15 protein-coding genes are annotated in these 16,644 nt (G+C 72.7%); 5 read left to right on the top strand and 10 right to left on the bottom strand.

All coding sequences use genetic code 11. From position 1 onward, the window contains the following. Window positions 1-278 precede the first annotated feature (278 nt). The gene (locus tag ACZ68P_RS03400; protein ID WP_471001845.1) at window positions 279-674 is read left to right on the top strand and encodes a VOC family protein; all 396 of its coding nucleotides are present in this window, start codon (window positions 279-281) and stop codon (window positions 672-674) included. Window positions 675-690: 16 nt separating this feature from the next. Here ACZ68P_RS03400 and ACZ68P_RS03395 read toward each other — a convergent pair whose 3' ends face one another. From ACZ68P_RS03395 to ACZ68P_RS03375, 5 genes are all read right to left on the bottom strand, one after another. After that, window positions 691-1,452 carry an SDR family NAD(P)-dependent oxidoreductase gene (locus tag ACZ68P_RS03395; protein WP_471001841.1) on the bottom strand — a complete coding sequence of 254 codons (762 nt, stop codon included), beginning with the start codon at window positions 1,450-1,452 and terminating at the stop codon, window positions 691-693. Between the two features lie 90 nt (window positions 1,453-1,542). Next, complete coding sequence (locus tag ACZ68P_RS03390) at window positions 1,543-2,127, bottom strand: TetR/AcrR family transcriptional regulator (protein WP_471001838.1); 585 nt, start codon at window positions 2,125-2,127, stop codon at window positions 1,543-1,545. Between the two features lie 106 nt (window positions 2,128-2,233). Next, a complete protein-coding gene (gene nirD / locus ACZ68P_RS03385; protein ID WP_365719306.1) occupies window positions 2,234-2,566 on the bottom strand; it encodes a nitrite reductase small subunit NirD in 333 nt (110 codons plus the stop codon). Window positions 2,567-2,571: 5 nt separating this feature from the next. Then, entirely contained in the window at window positions 2,572-5,109 is a 2,538-nt protein-coding gene (gene nirB / locus ACZ68P_RS03380; protein WP_471001835.1) for a nitrite reductase large subunit NirB, read from the bottom strand. A 1-nt stretch (window position 5,110) separates the two neighbouring features. Then, window positions 5,111-6,370: an NAD(P)/FAD-dependent oxidoreductase gene (locus ACZ68P_RS03375; protein ID WP_471001830.1), complete on the bottom strand. Its 1,260-nt coding sequence runs from the start codon at window positions 6,368-6,370 to the stop codon at window positions 5,111-5,113. Window positions 6,371-6,718: 348 nt separating this feature from the next. Here ACZ68P_RS03375 and ACZ68P_RS03370 point away from each other — a divergent pair, with 348 nt between their 5' ends. Then, window positions 6,719-7,498: a sulfite exporter TauE/SafE family protein gene (locus ACZ68P_RS03370; RefSeq protein WP_471001827.1), complete on the top strand. Its 780-nt coding sequence runs from the start codon at window positions 6,719-6,721 to the stop codon at window positions 7,496-7,498. A 43-nt stretch (window positions 7,499-7,541) separates the two neighbouring features. On the opposite strand, the gene ACZ68P_RS03365 is transcribed toward ACZ68P_RS03370, so the two are convergent. From ACZ68P_RS03365 to ACZ68P_RS03345, 5 genes are all read right to left on the bottom strand, one after another. Next, window positions 7,542-8,171 (bottom strand): class F sortase, encoded by a 630-nt coding sequence (locus ACZ68P_RS03365; protein ID WP_471001824.1) that lies wholly within the window; start codon window positions 8,169-8,171, stop codon window positions 7,542-7,544. Between the two features lie 143 nt (window positions 8,172-8,314). After that, complete coding sequence (locus ACZ68P_RS03360; RefSeq protein WP_365719296.1) at window positions 8,315-8,821, bottom strand: hypothetical protein; 507 nt, start codon at window positions 8,819-8,821, stop codon at window positions 8,315-8,317. Window positions 8,822-9,232: 411 nt separating this feature from the next. Further along, window positions 9,233-9,649 carry a hypothetical protein gene (locus tag ACZ68P_RS03355; RefSeq protein ID WP_471001819.1) on the bottom strand — a complete coding sequence of 139 codons (417 nt, stop codon included), beginning with the start codon at window positions 9,647-9,649 and terminating at the stop codon, window positions 9,233-9,235. Continuing rightward, a complete protein-coding gene (locus ACZ68P_RS03350) occupies window positions 9,646-11,355 on the bottom strand; it encodes a right-handed parallel beta-helix repeat-containing protein (protein ID WP_471001816.1) in 1,710 nt (569 codons plus the stop codon). Before ACZ68P_RS03350 ends, ACZ68P_RS03355 begins: the two co-directional genes overlap by 4 nt. 67 nt (window positions 11,356-11,422) lie before the next feature. After that, window positions 11,423-12,211 carry an aminotransferase class IV gene (locus ACZ68P_RS03345; RefSeq protein ID WP_471001813.1) on the bottom strand — a complete coding sequence of 263 codons (789 nt, stop codon included), beginning with the start codon at window positions 12,209-12,211 and terminating at the stop codon, window positions 11,423-11,425. A 78-nt stretch (window positions 12,212-12,289) separates the two neighbouring features. On the opposite strand from ACZ68P_RS03345, the gene ACZ68P_RS03340 reads away from it, so the two are divergent. The 3 genes from ACZ68P_RS03340 to ACZ68P_RS03330 are packed head-to-tail and all read left to right on the top strand — an operon-like array spanning window position 12,290 to window position 16,638. Continuing rightward, window positions 12,290-12,904 carry an NADPH-dependent FMN reductase gene (locus tag ACZ68P_RS03340; protein ID WP_471001811.1) on the top strand — a complete coding sequence of 205 codons (615 nt, stop codon included), beginning with the start codon at window positions 12,290-12,292 and terminating at the stop codon, window positions 12,902-12,904. Window positions 12,905-12,919: 15 nt separating this feature from the next. Next, a complete protein-coding gene (locus ACZ68P_RS03335; protein ID WP_471001808.1) occupies window positions 12,920-14,653 on the top strand; it encodes an ABC transporter ATP-binding protein in 1,734 nt (577 codons plus the stop codon). Further along, complete coding sequence (locus tag ACZ68P_RS03330) at window positions 14,650-16,638, top strand: ABC transporter ATP-binding protein (protein ID WP_471001804.1); 1,989 nt, start codon at window positions 14,650-14,652, stop codon at window positions 16,636-16,638. The genes ACZ68P_RS03335 and ACZ68P_RS03330 overlap by 4 nt, the downstream gene beginning before the upstream one ends. Window positions 16,639-16,644 lie beyond the last annotated feature (6 nt).

Here is a 16,644-nt window from a genome sequence, read left to right as displayed (position 1 = left end):
GCGCTTCCGGAAGCTAGAGGTGCCGCATTGACTGTGCAGCAACACCCGGTGAAGGGGAAGCGGCGGGTGCCTGATGGCTCTGCGTGACGGGCGCGCGGGCGGCGGCCCGGCCCGGACCCGACGGGGGCGGGGCGTTCTGCCGGGCCCCGCAAAAAATCTCCGGGAAAATCTTCGGAGCGGCGATGAGTTCCGCCCGCCCCCGACGTCTTACCTCGTGAAAGCGCCGCAACGGAGCGCGCGACGCACCTGCCGCACAGAGGAGAGACCGCCAGGCCCAGATGATCTTCGTGAACCTGCCGGTGAAGGACCTCGACACCTCGAAGAGCTTCTGGAGCAAGCTCGGCTACTCCTTCAACCCGCAGTTCAGCGACGAGAACACCGCGTGTCTGGTCATCAGCGACACGATCTTCGCGATGCTGATGACCGAGCCCCGCTTCAAGGACTTCACCGCGCCCGGCAAGGAGATCGCGGACGCCTCGAAGACCTCCGAGGTGCTGCTCGCGCTCAGCGCGGACAGCCGGGAGGAGGTCGACCGGCTCGCCGACACGGCCCTGGCGAGCGGCGGCTCTCCGGCGGCGGAGGCCCAGGACCACGGCTTCATGTACGGCCGGTCCTTCACGGACCCGGACGGCCACCACTGGGAGCTGGCCTGGATGGACGCAATCGAGGGCTGAGATCCCGCCCGGGGCGTCAGGCGGAGACGCCGCCGTCGATCACCAGGTCCGCACCCACGACCGAGCCGGCGTCCTCCGAGGCGAGATAGAGCACCGCGGCCGCGACCTCCGCGGCGGACGAGATGCGGCCGAGCGGCGACTGGTCCTTCATCCGGACCTCCCGCTCGCCCTCGGTCTCGCCCGGCAGCAGCGACATCGTGGACTCCGAAGGGCCGGGGCTGACGGCGTTGATCCGGACGCCGTCGGCGATGTGGTCGAGGGCTGCTGCGCGGGTGAGCGCGGAGACGGCCGCCTTGGAGACCTGGTAGCCGAAGACGCCCGGGATGCGGACGTGCGCGCCGAGGTTGGACGAGATGTTGACGACGGCGCCCCCGCCGTGGGCCCGCATGTGGGCGACCTCGGCCTGGAGCGCGTGCAGGACGCCGGTGACGTTGACGTCGAGCAGGGCCCGCCAGTCGTCCAGCGGGAAGTCGGCGGCCGCGTGCCCGCCCCGGAAGATCCCGGCGTTGTTCACCGCGACGTCGAGGCCACCGAAGATCTCGACGGTCCGGGCCACCAGCGCGCGGGCGTCCTCGGCCCGGGACACGTCGGCGGTGACGGCGGCCGCGGTGCCGCCGGCCGCCTCGATCAGGGACACGGTCTCGTCCAGGGGGGCGGCGCGGCGGCCGGAGACGACCACCCTCGCGCCCTCGGCGGCGAAGGCGAGCGCGATGCCCCGCCCCAGGCCGGTGCCGGCGCCGGTGACGAGGACGGTCTTGTGCGTGAAGCGTGCGGGCATGCGGTATCGACTCCCAGGTTTTTCTTGACCGTACGTTCCAGTATTCGGTCCGAAAAAAGGGGCGCCGCGGGGCGCCCTCCTCTTCCGTTCTCAGTCCAGCAGTGCCAGTGCCTGCTCCGCCGCGTCCCGGACCCTCGCCGGGTCCGACGAGGCCTTGCCGACCAGGCGGATGCCCTGCATCAGGACCAGGAGCATCCGGGCCAGCGCCCGCGGATCGCGGTCCGCGGGCAGCTCGCCCTGGGCGCGTGCCCGGGTGAGCGAGGCGTGCAGCAGGGTCTCCATCTGCTCCCAGCTCAGCTCCACCCGGCGCGCCACGGTGTCGTCGCGCGCGCCCAGCTCGGCCGCCGAGTTGGTGAGGAAACACCCGTGCGTCCGGGTCCCGTCCGCCCCCGCCTCGGCGGCGAACCGCCGCACCAGCGTGCGCACGGCGGGCAGCGCCGGCCCCGGCTGGGACAGCTCCTCGGTCATCAGCGGGTCCCGCGTCGCGAGGTAGCGGTCCATCGCCTTCATGTACAACTGGTGCTTGTTGCCGAAGGTGGCGTAGATGCTGGCGCGGCCGATCCCCAGGTGCTCCACGAGGTGTGACATCGACGTCGCCTCGTAACCGCGCTCCCAGAACAGCTCGAGCGCTGCGTGGAGCGCGGCGTCCGGATCGAATTCCTTGGTCCTGGCCACGATCGCGACCCTAGATCAATCTGGAACGATCGGTCAACAACGTCTCCGGCCGGCCTCCGGGCCCCGCACCCCGTTGTGCGGAGACCGTCGGACCGTCCGGAGCGCGTCAGATCGTGCGGACCGGATACACCGTCACCGTCACCTCGTCGTCGTCCAGGCACCGGCCCGTCTCCAGGTCGAAGCGCTGCTTCAGCAGCGGCGAGGCCACGAAGGGCCGCCCGCCCGCCGACCCCAGCAGCCCGCGGGACAGCACCTGCGCGCCGGTGAAGGGATCGCGGTTGTCGATCGCGTACGCGCGGCCCGAGCGGTCCTTGAAGAGCGCCGCCTGCCGGCCGTCCGGCAGCAGCGCCGCCACGCCCCGGCCCGGCGTCAGCCGGGACTCGTCGCAGATCGCGGTCCACGCGTCCGCCGCCACGTCGTGGGAGAGTTCGAGCTTCATCTGCTTCAGACCCTTTCCAGAGATCCGATGGTGAGGACCGTCAGGTCCGGCTTGATCTGGTCGCGCTCCGGGACGAACTTGACCGAGGGGTCCGGCGCGTCCGGCGCGTTGACGAAGGAGACGAAGCGGCGCAGCCTGTCCGGGTCGTCCAGCGTCTGCGCCCACTCGTCCTGGTAGTCATCGACGTGCGCCGCCATCAGCGCCTCCAGCTCGTCGCACAGCCCCAGCGAGTCGTGCACCACCACGTCCTTCAGGTGGGCGAGCCCGCCCTCCAGCCGCTCCAGCCAGGTCGAGGTGCGCTCCAGGCGGTCGGCCGTCCGGATGTAGAACATCAGGAAGCGGTCGATCAGCCGCACCAGTTCGGCGTCCGAGAGGTCCTTGGCCAGCAGGTCCGCGTGACGCGGGGTCGCGCCGCCGTTGCCGCCCACGTACAGGTTCCAGCCGTTGGCCGTGGCGATGATGCCGAAGTCCTTCGACTGGGCCTCCGCGCACTCGCGGGCGCAGCCGGAGACCGCCGACTTCAGCTTGTGCGGGGAGCGCAGGCCGCGGTAGCGCAGCTCCAGCTGGATCGCCATCTTCACCGAGTCCTGCACGCCGTAACGGCACCAGGTCTGTCCGACGCAGGACTTCACCGTGCGCAGCGACTTGCCGTAGGCGTGGCCCGACTCGAAGCCGGCGTCGACGAGCCGGGTCCAGATCGCCGGCAGCTGGTCGACCCGGGCACCGAACAGGTCGATCCGCTGACCGCCGGTGAGCTTGGTGTAGAGCCCGAAGTCGCGGGCCACCTCGCCGATCACGATCAGCTTCTCCGGGGTGATCTCGCCGCCCGGGATGCGCGGCACGACGGAGTAGGAGCCGTTGCGCTGCATGTTGGCCAGGAAGTGGTCGTTGGTGTCCTGGAGGGCGGCCTGCTCGCCGTCGAGGATGTAGCCGCCCAGTTCGAGCGCCGGGGCCAGGCTGGCGAGGATCGAGCCGACGGTCGGCTTGCAGACCTCGCAGCCCTCACCGCCGCGCGCCTCGGGCCGGCCGTGCGAGTCGAGGAGTTCGGCGAAGGACGTCAGCCGCAGCGTGCGGGTGATCTCGTACAGCTCGCTGCGGGTGTACGAGAAGCAGCCGCACAGCCCCTTGTCGGTGGCCGACGGCAGCAGCTGGCCGATCAGCTTGACGCAGCTGCCGCAGCCCGTACCTGCCTTGGTGCACTTCTTGACCTCGGGCAGCGTCGAGCACTGGGTGATCGCGTGCTTGGTGACGTTGTGGCAGGAGCAGATGACGGCGTCGTCCGGCAGCGCGGACGGGCCGAGCGCGACCGGGGCACCGGCGCCCGCCGGAAGCACCAGCTGCTCGGGGGAGACGGGCGGCACGGAGCCGGTGAGCGGCCGCAGCATGCCGTACGAGTCGGCGTCACCGACCAGCACACCGCCGAGCAGCCTGCCCTCCTGGTCGATCACGAGCTTCTTGTAGACCCCGGAGCGGGAGTCGGAGTACACGACGTCGAGGCAGCCCTCGGCCGTGCCGTGCGCGTCGCCGAAGGACGCCACGTCCACGCCGAGCAGCTTCAGCTTCGTCGACATGTCCGCCCCGGTGAAGGACCGCTCCTCGGCGGTGGCGATCGTCGCCGCGGCCGTCAGCGCCATCTCGTAACCGGGCGCCACCAGGCCGTACACCCGGCCGTCCGAGGCCAGCGCGCACTCGCCGATCGCGAAGACGGCGGGGTCGGAGGTCCGGCACTGCTCGTCGACCGCGATGCCCCCGCGCTCGCCGACGGTGAGGCCGCAGTCGCGGGCCAGCTGGTCCCGGGGCCGGACACCGGCGGAGAAGACCACCATGTCGACGGCCACTTCGGAGCCGTCCGACAGGCGCATCCCGGTGACCACGCCGTCCTCGGTCACGACCTCCTGGGTGCCAGTGCCCGTGTGGACGCTCAGCCCCATCTGCTCGATCGTGCGCAGCAGCGCCGCGCCACCGCCCTCGTCGACCTGCACCGGCATCAGCCGCGGCGCGAACTCCACGACGTGGGTGTCGATTCCGAGACCCTTGAGCGCGCCGGCCGCCTCCAGGCCCAGCAGACCGCCGCCGACGACCGCGCCGGTCGTCGAGGTCTTCGCGTACTCCTCGATGGCGAGCAGGTCCTCGATCGTCCGGTAGACGAAACAGCCGCGGGCGTCCTTGCCGGGGACGGGAGGCACGAAGGGGTACGAGCCGGTGGCCAGGACCAGCGTGTCGTACGGGAAGACCTGCCCGGAGCGGGCGGTGACCGTACGGGCCTCGCGGTCGATCGCCTCGGCGGGGTCGCCGACGTACAGCTCGATGCCGTGCTTCTCCATGAAGCCGTCCTCGACCATCGAGAGGTCGTCGGGGGTGCGGCCGCTGAAGTACGAGGACAGCTGGACGCGGTCGTAGGCGGGGCGGGGCTCCTCGCAGAGCACCACGATCCGGGCGCGCTCGGTGACGCCCTGGTCCGCCAGTGCCTCCAGGAAGCGCTGGCCGACCATTCCGTGGCCGACCAGGACGACAGTGGGGGTGTGCGCGGGCATGGTCGACATCTCAGGAGCCTCCGTCGTGGGTGAGCAGGTGGAGCAGGGGAGCGGGCGGAAGGGCTTCGTCGCCCTCCCAGGCCCGGGCGAGCGCACCGACCGCGGCGAGATCGCCGAGCAGCACGCCGCCGACCAGGCGGTCTCCGCGGACGACGACCTTGCGGTAGGCGCGGCGGGTGGCGTCGGTCAGCTGGACGACGTCGTCGCCCGGCCGGGGGGTGGCGTCGCCGAAGGCGGCGAGATCGAGCGACTCGGCACCGCCGAGGGTGAGGCGGGTCAGCGCCCGGGTGCCGGTGTAGGGGGCCGGGGCGCCCTGTCCGGCGGGGGCGGGTGCCGACGGCACGGACGCCGTGCGGGCCGCGTCGGAGGCATCGGCCGTGGTGGTGGAGAGCAGGACGCCTGCCAGGGCGTCCGCCTGCTCCAGGGCCGGGCCCGCCAGGCCGTAGACCCGGCCGTCGTGCTCGGAGCAGTCACCGATGGCGTGGATGAACGGGTCGGAGGTCCTCAGCTCGTCGTCCACGACGATGCCGGTGCGGACCTCGAGGCCCGCGTCCCGGGCCAGGCCGATACGCGGCCTGACCCCGCAGGCCAGCACCACGACCTGGGCGTCGAGCACGAAACCGTCGGCGAGTTCGACGGCCGTCACCGCGCCGTCCGCCTGGCGCAGCCCGCTGACGCGGCACTCGGTGTGCACTTCCACCCCGAGGGACTCCACGTGCTCCCGCAGCAGCACCGACGCCTGCTCGTCCAGCTGCCGCTCCATCAGGCGCTCGCCCTGCTGGGTCAGCACGACCTCGGCGCCCAGAGCGGCCAACGCGCGGGCGGCCGAGACTCCGAGGAGTCCGCCGCCGATGACGACCGCGCGGATCCCGGGACGCACCAGCGCGCGCAGCTCCAGGCAGTCGTCGAGCGTACGGAACGGGTGGACGCCCGACGGCAGCCGCGAGCCGCGCAGTCCGCGCAGCGGGGGCAGCACCGGGTTGGAGCCGGTCGCCAGGACCAGCCGGTCGTAGCCGACCGCCGTCCCGTCCTCGCACTCCACGATCCGGGCGGCGCGGTCGATCCGCACCGCCCGCACACCGCGCCGCACCGGCTCCTGCGGAGCGGGCAGCGCGATCACCTCCGGCGCGTACCGCCCGGCGAGGACGTCCGCGAGCAGCACCCTGTTGTAGGGGGCGTGCGGCTCTTCGCCGAGGAGGGTGACCGGCAGGCGCTGGGCGAGCCGGGCGCCCGCCGTTCCGCCGCCGACCACCACGATCCGTGTACTCATGACACGAGAGTGCGGGGCCGGTGTTACCCGTCGGCATCCCGACTGTTTCCCGTACGGAACGCTGATCTCAGCCTGCCGAGGAGCGCGCTGTGAGGCGCGCGCCTCTCACGGGCGTGCGGGCGGCGGTGTGAGCCTCGGCGGCTCCGCGCCGCTGATCTCCCGTATACCGGCGATCACCCTCACCGGCTCGCGGGCCGCTCCTCCGGGGCGGGTGCGCCGCTGGCGGGCCGTTTCCGGGCGGCGGGCGGCAGACGGCGGGCGGTGGCCGGTGGGCGGCAACCTCAGATGTAGCTCAGGGCTCCCGGGATCGATGGACGGGCCAACCATCCCCTCCCTAGGCTCGGGATCATGCCTGACATATCCCTGACCACGCTTCTGCTGCTCTGCGCCGCCGCCCTCGTGGCCGGCTGGATCGACGCCGTGGTCGGAGGAGGAGGGCTGCTCCTGCTGCCCGCGCTGCTGCTCGGGCTCCCGCACGTGCCCGCCGCCCACATCCTCGGCACCAACAAGGCCGTCGCCATCGTCGGTACCTCCGGCGCCGCCGTCACGTACGTCCGCAAGGCCCCGGTGCAGGTGAAGACCGCCGTACGCATCGGGCTCGCGGCCCTCGCCGGGTCCATGGGCGGTGCCTTCTTCGCCGCCGGGATCAGCAGCGACGTGCTGCGCCCGGTCATCATGGTCGTCCTGCTCGCCGTGGCCGCGTTCGTGATGCTGCGGCCGTCCTTCGGCACCCAGGGCGGGAGCGAGGCGCCCGTCGGCCGGGCCAGGGTCGTCACCGCGATCGTGCTGGTCGGCGGCGGGATCGGCTTCTACGACGGCCTCTTCGGTCCCGGGACCGGCACCTTCCTCGTCCTTGCGCTCACCGCCGTACTCCATCTGGACCTGGTGACCGCCTCCGCCACCGCCAAGATCGTCAACGTCTGCACCAACGCCGGGGCGCTCGCGATGTTCGCCTACCAGGGCACGGTTCTGTGGCAGCTGGCCGCGATCATGGCCGTGTTCAACCTGGCGGGCGGGATGATCGGGGCGCGGATGGCCCTGCGCAAGGGCGCCGAGTTCGTCCGCGGGGTGCTGCTCGTCGTCGTGCTCTCCCTGGTCGCGAAGCTCGCCTTCGACCAGTGGTCATGAGGCCCCCCGGTCACCGCGGCCGCGAGGCCGCCCGGTCACCGGGTCATGAGGCCGTCCCGCGCACCCCGATGAGGTGCCCGAAGGCGACCACGTTCCCCTGGTAGCCGGACTTCTCGGAGAAGCCGCCGCCACAGGTGATCAGCCGCAGCTCGGCCCGGTCCCGCTCGCCGTAGACCTTCCGGTCCGGGAAGTCCTTGTTGTCGTAGACCTCGATGGCGTCGACCGTGAAGACGGCGGTACGCCCGTCCTCGCGGTCGACCTCGACGCGGTTGCCCTTCCGGAGCGCGCCCAGGGCGTAGAAGACGGCCGGTCCCTGGGCGTTGTCGACATGGCCGGCGACGATCGCGGTGCCCTTGGCGCCGGGCGTGGTGCCGTCCTCGTACCAGCCGGCGAGGTTGCGGTCGCTCGCCGGCGGCACCTCGAGCGAGCCCTTCGGGTCCAGGCCGAGCCGGGTCATCGGCGTGTCGACGTCGATCTCGGGGATGCGCAGCCGGACCGGGGCCGAGGGCGGCAGGGGGTCGGCGGCTGCGTCGGTGTGCTCGTTGGGGCCCGCGGCGAACGCCTGGGCGGCGGAGGGGACGGGCGGGGTGACGTTCTCCGACCCGTTCTGGACGAGCCAGACGCCGACGCACGCGGCGACCGCGATGCCCCAGCCCTTGCTCCTGTTGCTCACGGTGTTCGGTCTCCCTTCTCGGCTCCCGGGGCGGCGCTGTCGCGCGCGTCGCCGTCGGTGTCGTCGGTGTCGTCGTCCGGATGTGGCCCTGCCCCCGCCGGGCCGTATGCGGGCGCGCGACGGGGGCAGGACGTGCGGTACGGCTAACGGCCCTGCGCGCCGCTCGCCCGGCGACGCAGGAGCCAGGTACCGCCGACGGCGGTCGCGGCCAGCACCGCCGCGCCCGCCGTGACCTGGGCGGTGTCGGGGCCCACGCTGCCGCCGACGCCGGTCTGGACGTGCCCGCTCGGGCCGCGGTGCTTGACGACGAGGTCACCGCGGGCCGTCTTGCCGTTGTCGCAGGCGACACTGATGCCGTAGGTACCCGGCTGGGTGTGCTGCGGGACCGTGAACTGGCCGACCACGACTTCCTTGTGCGTGCTCGGGTTCAGCTGGAAGTCGCCCGCCCCGAGGGACTGCGCGTCGCCGATGCCGTGCCCCTTGTGGCCGCACGCGAGGGTGTTGACGGTGATGGTCGTGCCCGGCGTCGCGGAGGACGGGTACACCTCAAGGGTGTGGTAGTCCCCGGCGTACGCGGCCGGTGCGGCGAAGGCGCCGATCGCGACGACCGACAACGCGGTACCGGTGAGCAGGCGGGCAGTGGTGCGCATGGGGTCCTCCGTGGCGCGCGAGCGGTCTTCCGAGCGGCCGTTGCGAGCCGTCTCCTCTTGTCCGAGATAAGAGCCGCGGCGCGCCACGCGCCTGCTGATGGAGGGTCAGAATTACGCTGTCCGGTGCGGTGTGTCGGCTTGCCCCGGCCTTGTTTGCGCAGGTCAGGGCCAGTGCTGAGGTGGCTGCCGGCGACGCGCGCCGAACGGGTGAGTCCAGGGCGGGGGCAGTCGTGCCGTCGGGCCCGGCCGCTTCGGACCCGGCCGTCCGTTCGGGACGAGGCCGCTCCGGGGGCAGGCCCCCACCGGGACCAGGCCCCGCCGGCAGGCCGCTTCGGACCAGGCCCCCCATCGGCAAGCCGCTTCGGACCCGGCACGCTGCGGACCCCTGCCCGCTTCGGACCCCGGCCCGGTTCAGACCAGGCCGGTCAGGCCCTCGATCGCCGCCCGGGCCCACTCCTGCGCCCCCACCGCCGTGCCGGCCACCACGCCCGTCGCGACCGGCGCCAGTGCCCCCTTGAGCGCGGCCACCGCGCGGCGCACCCTGCCCGGCTCCGGGGCGTCCGGCCGGGTGATCGTCGCGAGGACCTCGTCGGCGGCCGCCTCGGCGTCCTCGCGGTCCCGGTCGGCGAGACCGGCCTGGGGCAGCTGCCGGAGCAGCTCGGTGACCAGCTCGGCGAGGGCCTCGAAGCCGGGGGCGACCGTGCCGTGACTCCCCACGTTCTGCTGGTTCTGGGTGACGGACTCGTTGCCCCACGCGAACTGCGCGTGGGAGACGGACGCGCCGAAGCGCGGGCCGTGGTGGTCGCTCGGGTTCCGCGGGTCGCTCATGTGCCGGGATCCTCCCCTTCGGACTGCTGCTGGATGACCTGCTCGTTGTTCCAGGCCAGTTGGGCATTGCTGACCGGGCCGTAGATGACCGGGCCCATGTGATGGTTGTGGATCACCGTCGGGGTCGGTTCGACCGTGCGGACGGTCTTCCTGACGACCGGCAGGGACGTGTGCACCGAGACGAGGTCGACGCGGCCGTTGTGCAGCACGCCGGTCTCGCCCGTCCCGCTCACCGAGCACTCGACCAGACGGCCGGCGCTCTCGTCGGTGAAGGCGGCGCCCGCGGTCGCGCAGTCGGTGAACTCGCCGTTCGCGACGTCCACGTAGGCGGAGTGGGAGGCGCTCAGGCCGCACCCCTCCGACCCGGCCACGGTGAGGTTTCGCGCGACGAGCCTCGCCCTGTCGTACGCGACCGCGCCGCCGACCCGGACCGCTGCCACGCGGCTGTCGTGGACGAGCAGTTGGGCCTCCTCGCCGGCGCCGAAGCCCACCGTGCCGCGCTGCGCCGTCACGTTCCTGAGCGTGACCCTGGACTGGCCGAGGACGGTCACCGCGGTGATGTCGAAGTCGCGGAACACCACGTCGGTCAGCTCGGCCGTGGTGCCGCCGTCGCCGGTGGTGTCCAGGCCCGAGGGACAGCGGTCGACGCGGACGTGGTCGAAGACGCCCCGGGACCCGTCCCGGACCCGCAGCGCGGTGCCCGTCAGATCCCGGATCTCGACGCGGGCGAAGCGGCCCCGGCCGCCGTCGGTGACGGCGATGCCGACGTTGCCCCCCGTGATGTGGCCGCCGTGGACCTCGGGGGCGCCGCCCTGCGTCGAGAACACGGCGACGTTGCCCGCGTCGACGACCCCGCAGTCCTCGAACCTGCCCCGGGCCGAGGCACGGACGTTGATGCCGGTGTCGCGGCAGGCGGTGAGCACACAGCGGCGCGCCACCGGGTCGGAGCCGTTCGCCGCGGCGATCCCGTGCAGCGCGTCCGTCACGTGCGTGTCCTCCACGGTCCCCCGGGACTGGTCGAGGAACATGACTCCCTCGGCGTGCACGGCGGTGATCGCGCAGTCCGTCACGGTGAGTTCCGCCCGGGTGTCCGCCATGAGGGCCGCCTGCCCGGTGCCGGTCAGCTCGCAGCCGGTGACCTCGGCGCGGGCGTCGCTGACGCGCACGCCGTGGATCCGGCTGTCCTCGATCCGGCTGGCCCGGACCGAGACGTGGGCCCCCTCGATCGCGGCGATCGCGTTGTCGGCGGCCCCGGTGAACCGGCACCGCTCGACGAGTCCGCCCGAGCCGGTGAAGAGGGTGCGGCCGTAAAGGACGACGCTGTCCCGGAGGGTGACGAAGGTGTGGGGCCGCGCGTGCAGGGCGACGCCGTCGTGGGCCCGGATCTCGCAGCGCTCCAGCGTGAGCCGCCCTCCGTGGCAGGCGACGACGTCGGCGCCGCGGCCGGTCAGCGCGAGACCGACGGCCTCGACCGCGCCGAAGACGTCCAGGACGGCCCCGTGCGCCCGGCTCACCCTCACCGAGCCGGGACCGTCGGCCGCGACCAGCCGGACCTCGCCCCGGACGGTGAGCGTCTCCTCGTAATGGCCGGAAGCGATCTCGATCACCGCGGCCCGCCCCCGGGCGGCGGCGGCGCGCAGGGCGGATGAGATGTCGGGATGGGCGCGACGGCCGCCGCGCGGCGAGACCACGTACCTCGCGACCATCTCCCGGACCCCCGATGCCCTCGCCTGGAGCCGTCGATGGTACCGGAGCGGGTGAACGGCGCCGCTGTCACTCGCAGTTGGCCTCCCGTGGCCTTGCTCGGATCTCGTCCCAGGGAACCGCGTCGTACGCCGCGTACACCCGCTCCATCAACTCCCCGTCGACGTCGAACCGGGTCTCGTCGATCCGTTCCACCGCCGCGATCCCGCGTGAGTTCGCCACGAAGGCCGCGCGGAACCCCGGCAGGTCCTCCAGCGTGACGCGGCGCCGTACCGACCCCAGCCGCGGCTCCAGCAGCGCCATCGTGATCCCGTGCAGGGCCGGCGCCGACGGCCAGACCAGCGAGGCGCCGTCCCAGAAGGCGATGTTGGCGACCGCCCCCTCCGCGATCTCGCCGCCCGGACCGGTCAGCAGCGCCTCGTCGAAGCCGGCCCGGCGGGCCGCGCCGCCGTGGTAGCCCTGGCCGAAGCCGCCGAGGTGCTTGATGTGGGCGGCCGGACGCCAGTAGTCCACGGACTTCAGGCTCTGCGGGGTGCGAGGCATCGAGGCAGGCTCCCGGACCGTCACCACGAGCCGTACGCCCTCGTACACGTGGACGCGGACCGCCGCGTCACGCCTCCCCGCCGCCTTCAGGGCGCCCGCCACCAGGGCGCGGACGTGCCCGGGGTCGAGCGCCCGGTCGAAGAGTTCGCGGGTCGAGCGGTCGAGCCGGTCGAGATGGAGGCCGAGGCCCCGTACCCGACCGTCACGGACCTGCATCGCGGTGAAGTGGCCGTAGCCGCTCATCAGCGTGGCCGACAGGGCGGGGTCGGACGCGGGGGAGCCGTCGATCTCGACGTGCACGGGTGCCGTGGTCATGGCTCCACCGTATGCCGGAGGACACCGGGAGAAACGGCGCTTGACCTCAACCAAACTTGAGGTACCACGATCATCCGCATGGACCTCATCGACTCCACGGAGTCCGCCGACTCCGTCATGCCGCTCAAGCTCGCCGTCGTCATCGCCTCCAACCGCGAGGGCCGGTTCGGACCCGTCGTCGCCGACTGGTTCCTCGACCGGGTCGCCGAGCGCCAGGACTTCCGGGCCGACATCGTCGACCTCGCCGACGTCCACCTGCCCACCTCCCTCTCGCACTCACCGGGCCCCGAGGCCCGCGCCGAACTCGCCAAGGTCTCCCCGGTCCTCGCCGCCGCCGACGCCTTCGTCGTCCTCACCCCCGAGTACAACCACTCCTTCCCCGCCTCCCTCAAGAGCCTCATCGACTGGCACTACACCGAATGGCAGGCCAAGCCGGTCGGCTTCGTCTCCTACGGCGGAATCTCCGGCGGTCTGCGGGCGGTCGAGCAACTGCGCCAGATCTACGCGGAGCTGCACGCGGTCACCATGCGGGACTCGGTCGCCTTCCCCTTCGTCCACGGGCAGTTCGGGGAGGACGGCCGGCACAAGGACCCCACCGGGCCGGACGCCGCCGCGAAGACGATGCTCGACCAGACCGCCTGGTGGGCGCGCGCCCTGCGCGACGCCAAGTCCGTCCGCGCCTATGCCAGTTGAGCGGGACGGACATCCATGCTCCTGCGACTCGTCGCCGGCCGGCTGCGGCCCCACCGGCGGACCCTCGCCCTCGTCGTCCTCCTCCAGCTCCTGCAGATCCTCGCCTCCCTCACCCTGCCCACCCTCAACGCCGACGTCATCGACCAGGGCGTCCTGCGCGGGGACACCGCGCACGTCCTGTCCGGCGGCGGCCTGATGGCCGCCGTCACCCTCCTCCAGGCCGCCGCCGCGGCGGCCGCCGTCTACTTCGGCGCCAAGATCGCCATGGGCATCGGCCGTGACCTGCGGGCCACCGCCTTCCGCCGCGTCCAGGACTTCTCCGCACGGGAGATGAGCCGCTTCGGCACCGCCTCCCTCATCACCCGCACCACCAACGACGTCCAGCAGGTCCAGACGTTCGCCGTCCTCGCCCTCACGATGCTCGTGGCCGCCCCCCTGATGTGCGTGGGCGGCATCGTGATGGCGCTCGACCAGGACGTCCCGCTCGCCCTGCTCCTGCTCGTCTTCGTCCCGCTGATCGGCGGGGCCGTCGGCACGGTCGTGGTCCGGATGCGGCCCCTCTTCCGGGGGATGCAGGAGCGCGTCGACCGGGTCAACCGGGTGATGCGGGAGCAGATCACCGGCATCCGCGTCGTCCGCGCCTTCGTCCGCGACCGGCACGAGCAGCGCCGGTTCGCGGCCGCCAACGACGAACTGCTCTCGGTGGGCATGCGCGCCGGACGCCTCCAGGCCCTGATGTTCCCGATCGTGCTGATCGTCTGGGAGCTGGCCACCGTCGGCATCATCTGGGTCGGCGCCCACCGGATCGACTCCGGCGCGCTCCAGGCGGGTTCGCTGATCGCGTTCCTCGGCTACCTGCTCCAGATCTTCATGTCGGTGATGATGGTCCTCTTCCTGCTGATGCACATGCCCCGCGCCGAGGTCAGCGCCGAACGCATCCGGGAGATCCTCGACACCGAACCCTCCGTCGCCCCGCCCCTCGCCCCCGTCCGGCACCTGCACGGCCCCGGGCGGCTCGACATCCGCGGCGCCGACTTCAGCTACCCCGGCGCCGAGGAACCCGTCCTGCGCGCGGTGGACCTCACCGCCCTCCCCGGCCGCACCACCGCCGTCATCGGCTCCACCGGCAGCGGCAAGACCACCCTCCTCGGCCTCGTCCCGCGCCTCTTCGACGCGACCGGCGGCGAGGTCCGCGTCGGAGGCGTCGACGTCCGCTCCCTGGACCGCACCCTGCTCGCCCGCACGGTCGGCCTCGTGCCGCAGAAGCCGTACCTCTTCTCCGGGACGGTGGCGAGCAATCTGCGGTACGGCCGGCCCGAGGCGAGCGACGAGGAGCTGTGGCACGCCCTGGAGGTCGCCCAGGCGGCCGACTTCGTCCACGAGCTTCCCGAACGGCTCGACGCGCCGGTCGCCCAGGGCGGCACCAACCTCTCCGGCGGCCAGCGCCAGCGGCTCGCGATCGCCCGGGTCCTCGTCGCCCGCCCCCGGGTCTACCTCTTCGACGACTCCTTCTCCGCCCTCGACTACGCCACCGACGCGCGCCTGCGCGACGCGCTCGCACGGGAGACGGCCGACGCGACCGTCGTCATCGTCGCCCAGCGCGTCTCCACCATCCGGGGCGCCGACCGGATCGTCGTCCTCGACCAGGGCCGGGCCGTCGGCAGCGGCACCCACGAGGAACTCATGCGCGACAACCCCACCTACCGGGAGATCGTCCTCTCCCAGCTCACCGAGGAGGAAGCGGCATGAGCGACACCCGCCCGAAGGACGGGCCCGCCCCGCGCACACCGGACCCCTCGGGCGCCCCGGGTCCCTCTCGCGCCCCGCAGTCCCCACGGACCTCACCCACCTCGCCCGCCCCCGGCACCCGGCCCGCCTCCCGGACCCCCGAGCGCCGCGGCCCCGCCCTCCAGCAGCGCGGGCCCGGGCTGAGCGCCCCCGCCCTCGAGAGGTCCCTGGACTTCCGCTCCTCCGGTCTGCGGCTGCTGCGCACGATGGCCCCCGAACGCCCCCTCATCCTCGCCGCGCTCGCCACCGCCGCGGCCGCCGTCGGCCTCGCCGTCCTCAGCCCTCTGATCCTCGGGCACGCCACCGACCTCGTCGTCTCCGGTGCCCGGAGCCCGGCCGGGGTCGACTTCCCCGCGGTCGCCCGGGCCCTGGCCCTGTCCGTCGCCCTGGTCGTCGGCTCCGCCGCGCTGAACTGGCTGCAGCAGCGCCTCGCGACCGCGGTCGTCCAGCGGGCCGGCCACCGGCTGCGCGCCGGCGCCCAGCGGAAACTCTCCCGGCTGCCCCTGTCGTACTTCGACAGGCAGCCCCGCGGCGAGATCCTCAGCCGCACCACCAACGACATCGACAACATCACCCAGACCCTCCAGCAGGCCTTCAGCCAGATGATCAGGGCGCTGCTCACCCTCGTCGGCGTGCTGCTGATGATGTTCTGGATCTCCCCGCTCCTCGCGTTCGTCGCGCTGGCGACCGTGCCGGTCTCGGTGGTCGTGGCGGCGCGGATCGGCAGGCGCGCCCAGCCGCAGTTCGTCCGGCAGTGGGCCGTCACCGGCCGCCTCAACAGCCATGTCGAGGAGATGTTCACCGGCCACGCCGAGGTCGTCGCCTTCGGGCGCCGCGAGGAGGCCGTGGCGCGCTTCGACGAACTCGGCGAGGAGCTCTACACGGCGAGCTTCCGCGCCCAGTTCATGTCCGGCTTCATCCAGCCCGCCCTCACCTTCGTCGGCAACCTCAACTACGTCCTCATCGCGGTCGTCGGCGGACTGCGGGTGGCCACGGGCTCCCTGTCGATCGGCGACGTCCAGGCGTTCATCCAGTACTCGTACGACTTCAACGGGCCGGTCACCCAGATCGCCGCCATGGCGAACCTGCTCCAGTCCGGCGTCGCCTCCGCCGAACGCGTCTTCGACCTGCTCGACGCGGACGAGGAGTCACCCGCCCCGGCCGCGCCCGGGCGCCCGGACCGGGACGCGACGGCGCGGCCTCCCGCCGCCGGCCGGGTCTCCTTCGAGAAGACGGCCTTCCGCTACGAGCCGGACAAGCCGCTCGTCGAGAACCTGTCGCTGACGGTGGAGCCGGGCCAGACGGTCGCGATCGTGGGCCCGACGGGCGCCGGGAAGACGACCCTGGTGAACCTGCTGATGCGGTTCTACGAGGTGACGGGCGGCCGGATCACCCTCGACGGCGTCGACGTCGCCCGGATGTCACGGGACGACCTGCGGTCGCAGATCGGCATGGTCCTCCAGGACACCTGGCTCTTCGGCGGGACCATCGCCGACAACATCGCCTACGGAGCCACCGGGGACGTCTCCCGCGAGCGCATCGAGGAAGCGGCACGGGCCGCGCACGCGGACCGGTTCGTCCGCACCCTGCCCGACGGCTACGACACCGTCATCGACGACGACGGCGCCGGGCTGAGCGCCGGCGAGAAGCAGCTCATCACCATCGCGCGGGCCTTCCTCTCCGAGCCGAGCATCCTCGTCCTGGACGAGGCGACCAGCTCCGTCGACACCCGCACGGAGGTCCTGATCCAGAAGGCCATGTCCTCGCTGCGCGCCGGCCGGACGAGCTTCGTCATCGCCCACCGCCTCTCCACCATCAGGGACGCCGACGTGATCCTGGTGATGGAGAACGGCTCGATCGTCGAACAGGGCACCCACGAGGAGCTGCTGACGGCCGGCGGGGCCTACGCCCGGCTCTACGCCGCCCAGTTCGCGCCCGCGGCCTGAAGGGGG

It is taken from the genome of Streptomyces sp. NPDC036822, assembly GCF_055609145.1.
Note: the sequence above shows the minus strand (reverse complement) of the source record. Positions and strands in the feature narration are given on the sequence as shown.

Bases quoted from the DNA above. Each gene is read 5' to 3' on its own strand.
- ACZ68P_RS03400 (WP_471001845.1), top strand. From the start codon at position 279: ATGATCTTCGTGAACCTGCCGGTGAAGGACCTCGACACCTCGAAGAGC.
- ACZ68P_RS03395 (WP_471001841.1), bottom strand. From the start codon at position 1,452: ATGCCCGCACGCTTCACGCACAAGACCGTCCTCGTCACCGGCGCCGGC.
- nirD (WP_365719306.1), bottom strand. From the start codon at position 2,566: ATGAAGCTCGAACTCTCCCACGACGTGGCGGCGGACGCGTGGACCGCG.
- nirB (WP_471001835.1), bottom strand. From the start codon at position 5,109: ATGTCGACCATGCCCGCGCACACCCCCACTGTCGTCCTGGTCGGCCAC.
- ACZ68P_RS03375 (WP_471001830.1), bottom strand. From the start codon at position 6,370: ATGAGTACACGGATCGTGGTGGTCGGCGGCGGAACGGCGGGCGCCCGG.
- ACZ68P_RS03370 (WP_471001827.1), top strand. From the start codon at position 6,719: ATGCCTGACATATCCCTGACCACGCTTCTGCTGCTCTGCGCCGCCGCC.
- ACZ68P_RS03360 (WP_365719296.1), bottom strand. From the start codon at position 8,821: ATGCGCACCACTGCCCGCCTGCTCACCGGTACCGCGTTGTCGGTCGTC.
- ACZ68P_RS03355 (WP_471001819.1), bottom strand. From the start codon at position 9,649: ATGAGCGACCCGCGGAACCCGAGCGACCACCACGGCCCGCGCTTCGGC.
- ACZ68P_RS03350 (WP_471001816.1), bottom strand. From the start codon at position 11,355: ATGGTCGCGAGGTACGTGGTCTCGCCGCGCGGCGGCCGTCGCGCCCAT.
- ACZ68P_RS03345 (WP_471001813.1), bottom strand. From the start codon at position 12,211: ATGACCACGGCACCCGTGCACGTCGAGATCGACGGCTCCCCCGCGTCC.
- ACZ68P_RS03340 (WP_471001811.1), top strand. From the start codon at position 12,290: ATGGACCTCATCGACTCCACGGAGTCCGCCGACTCCGTCATGCCGCTC.
- ACZ68P_RS03335 (WP_471001808.1), top strand. From the start codon at position 12,920: ATGCTCCTGCGACTCGTCGCCGGCCGGCTGCGGCCCCACCGGCGGACC.
- ACZ68P_RS03330 (WP_471001804.1), top strand. From the start codon at position 14,650: ATGAGCGACACCCGCCCGAAGGACGGGCCCGCCCCGCGCACACCGGAC.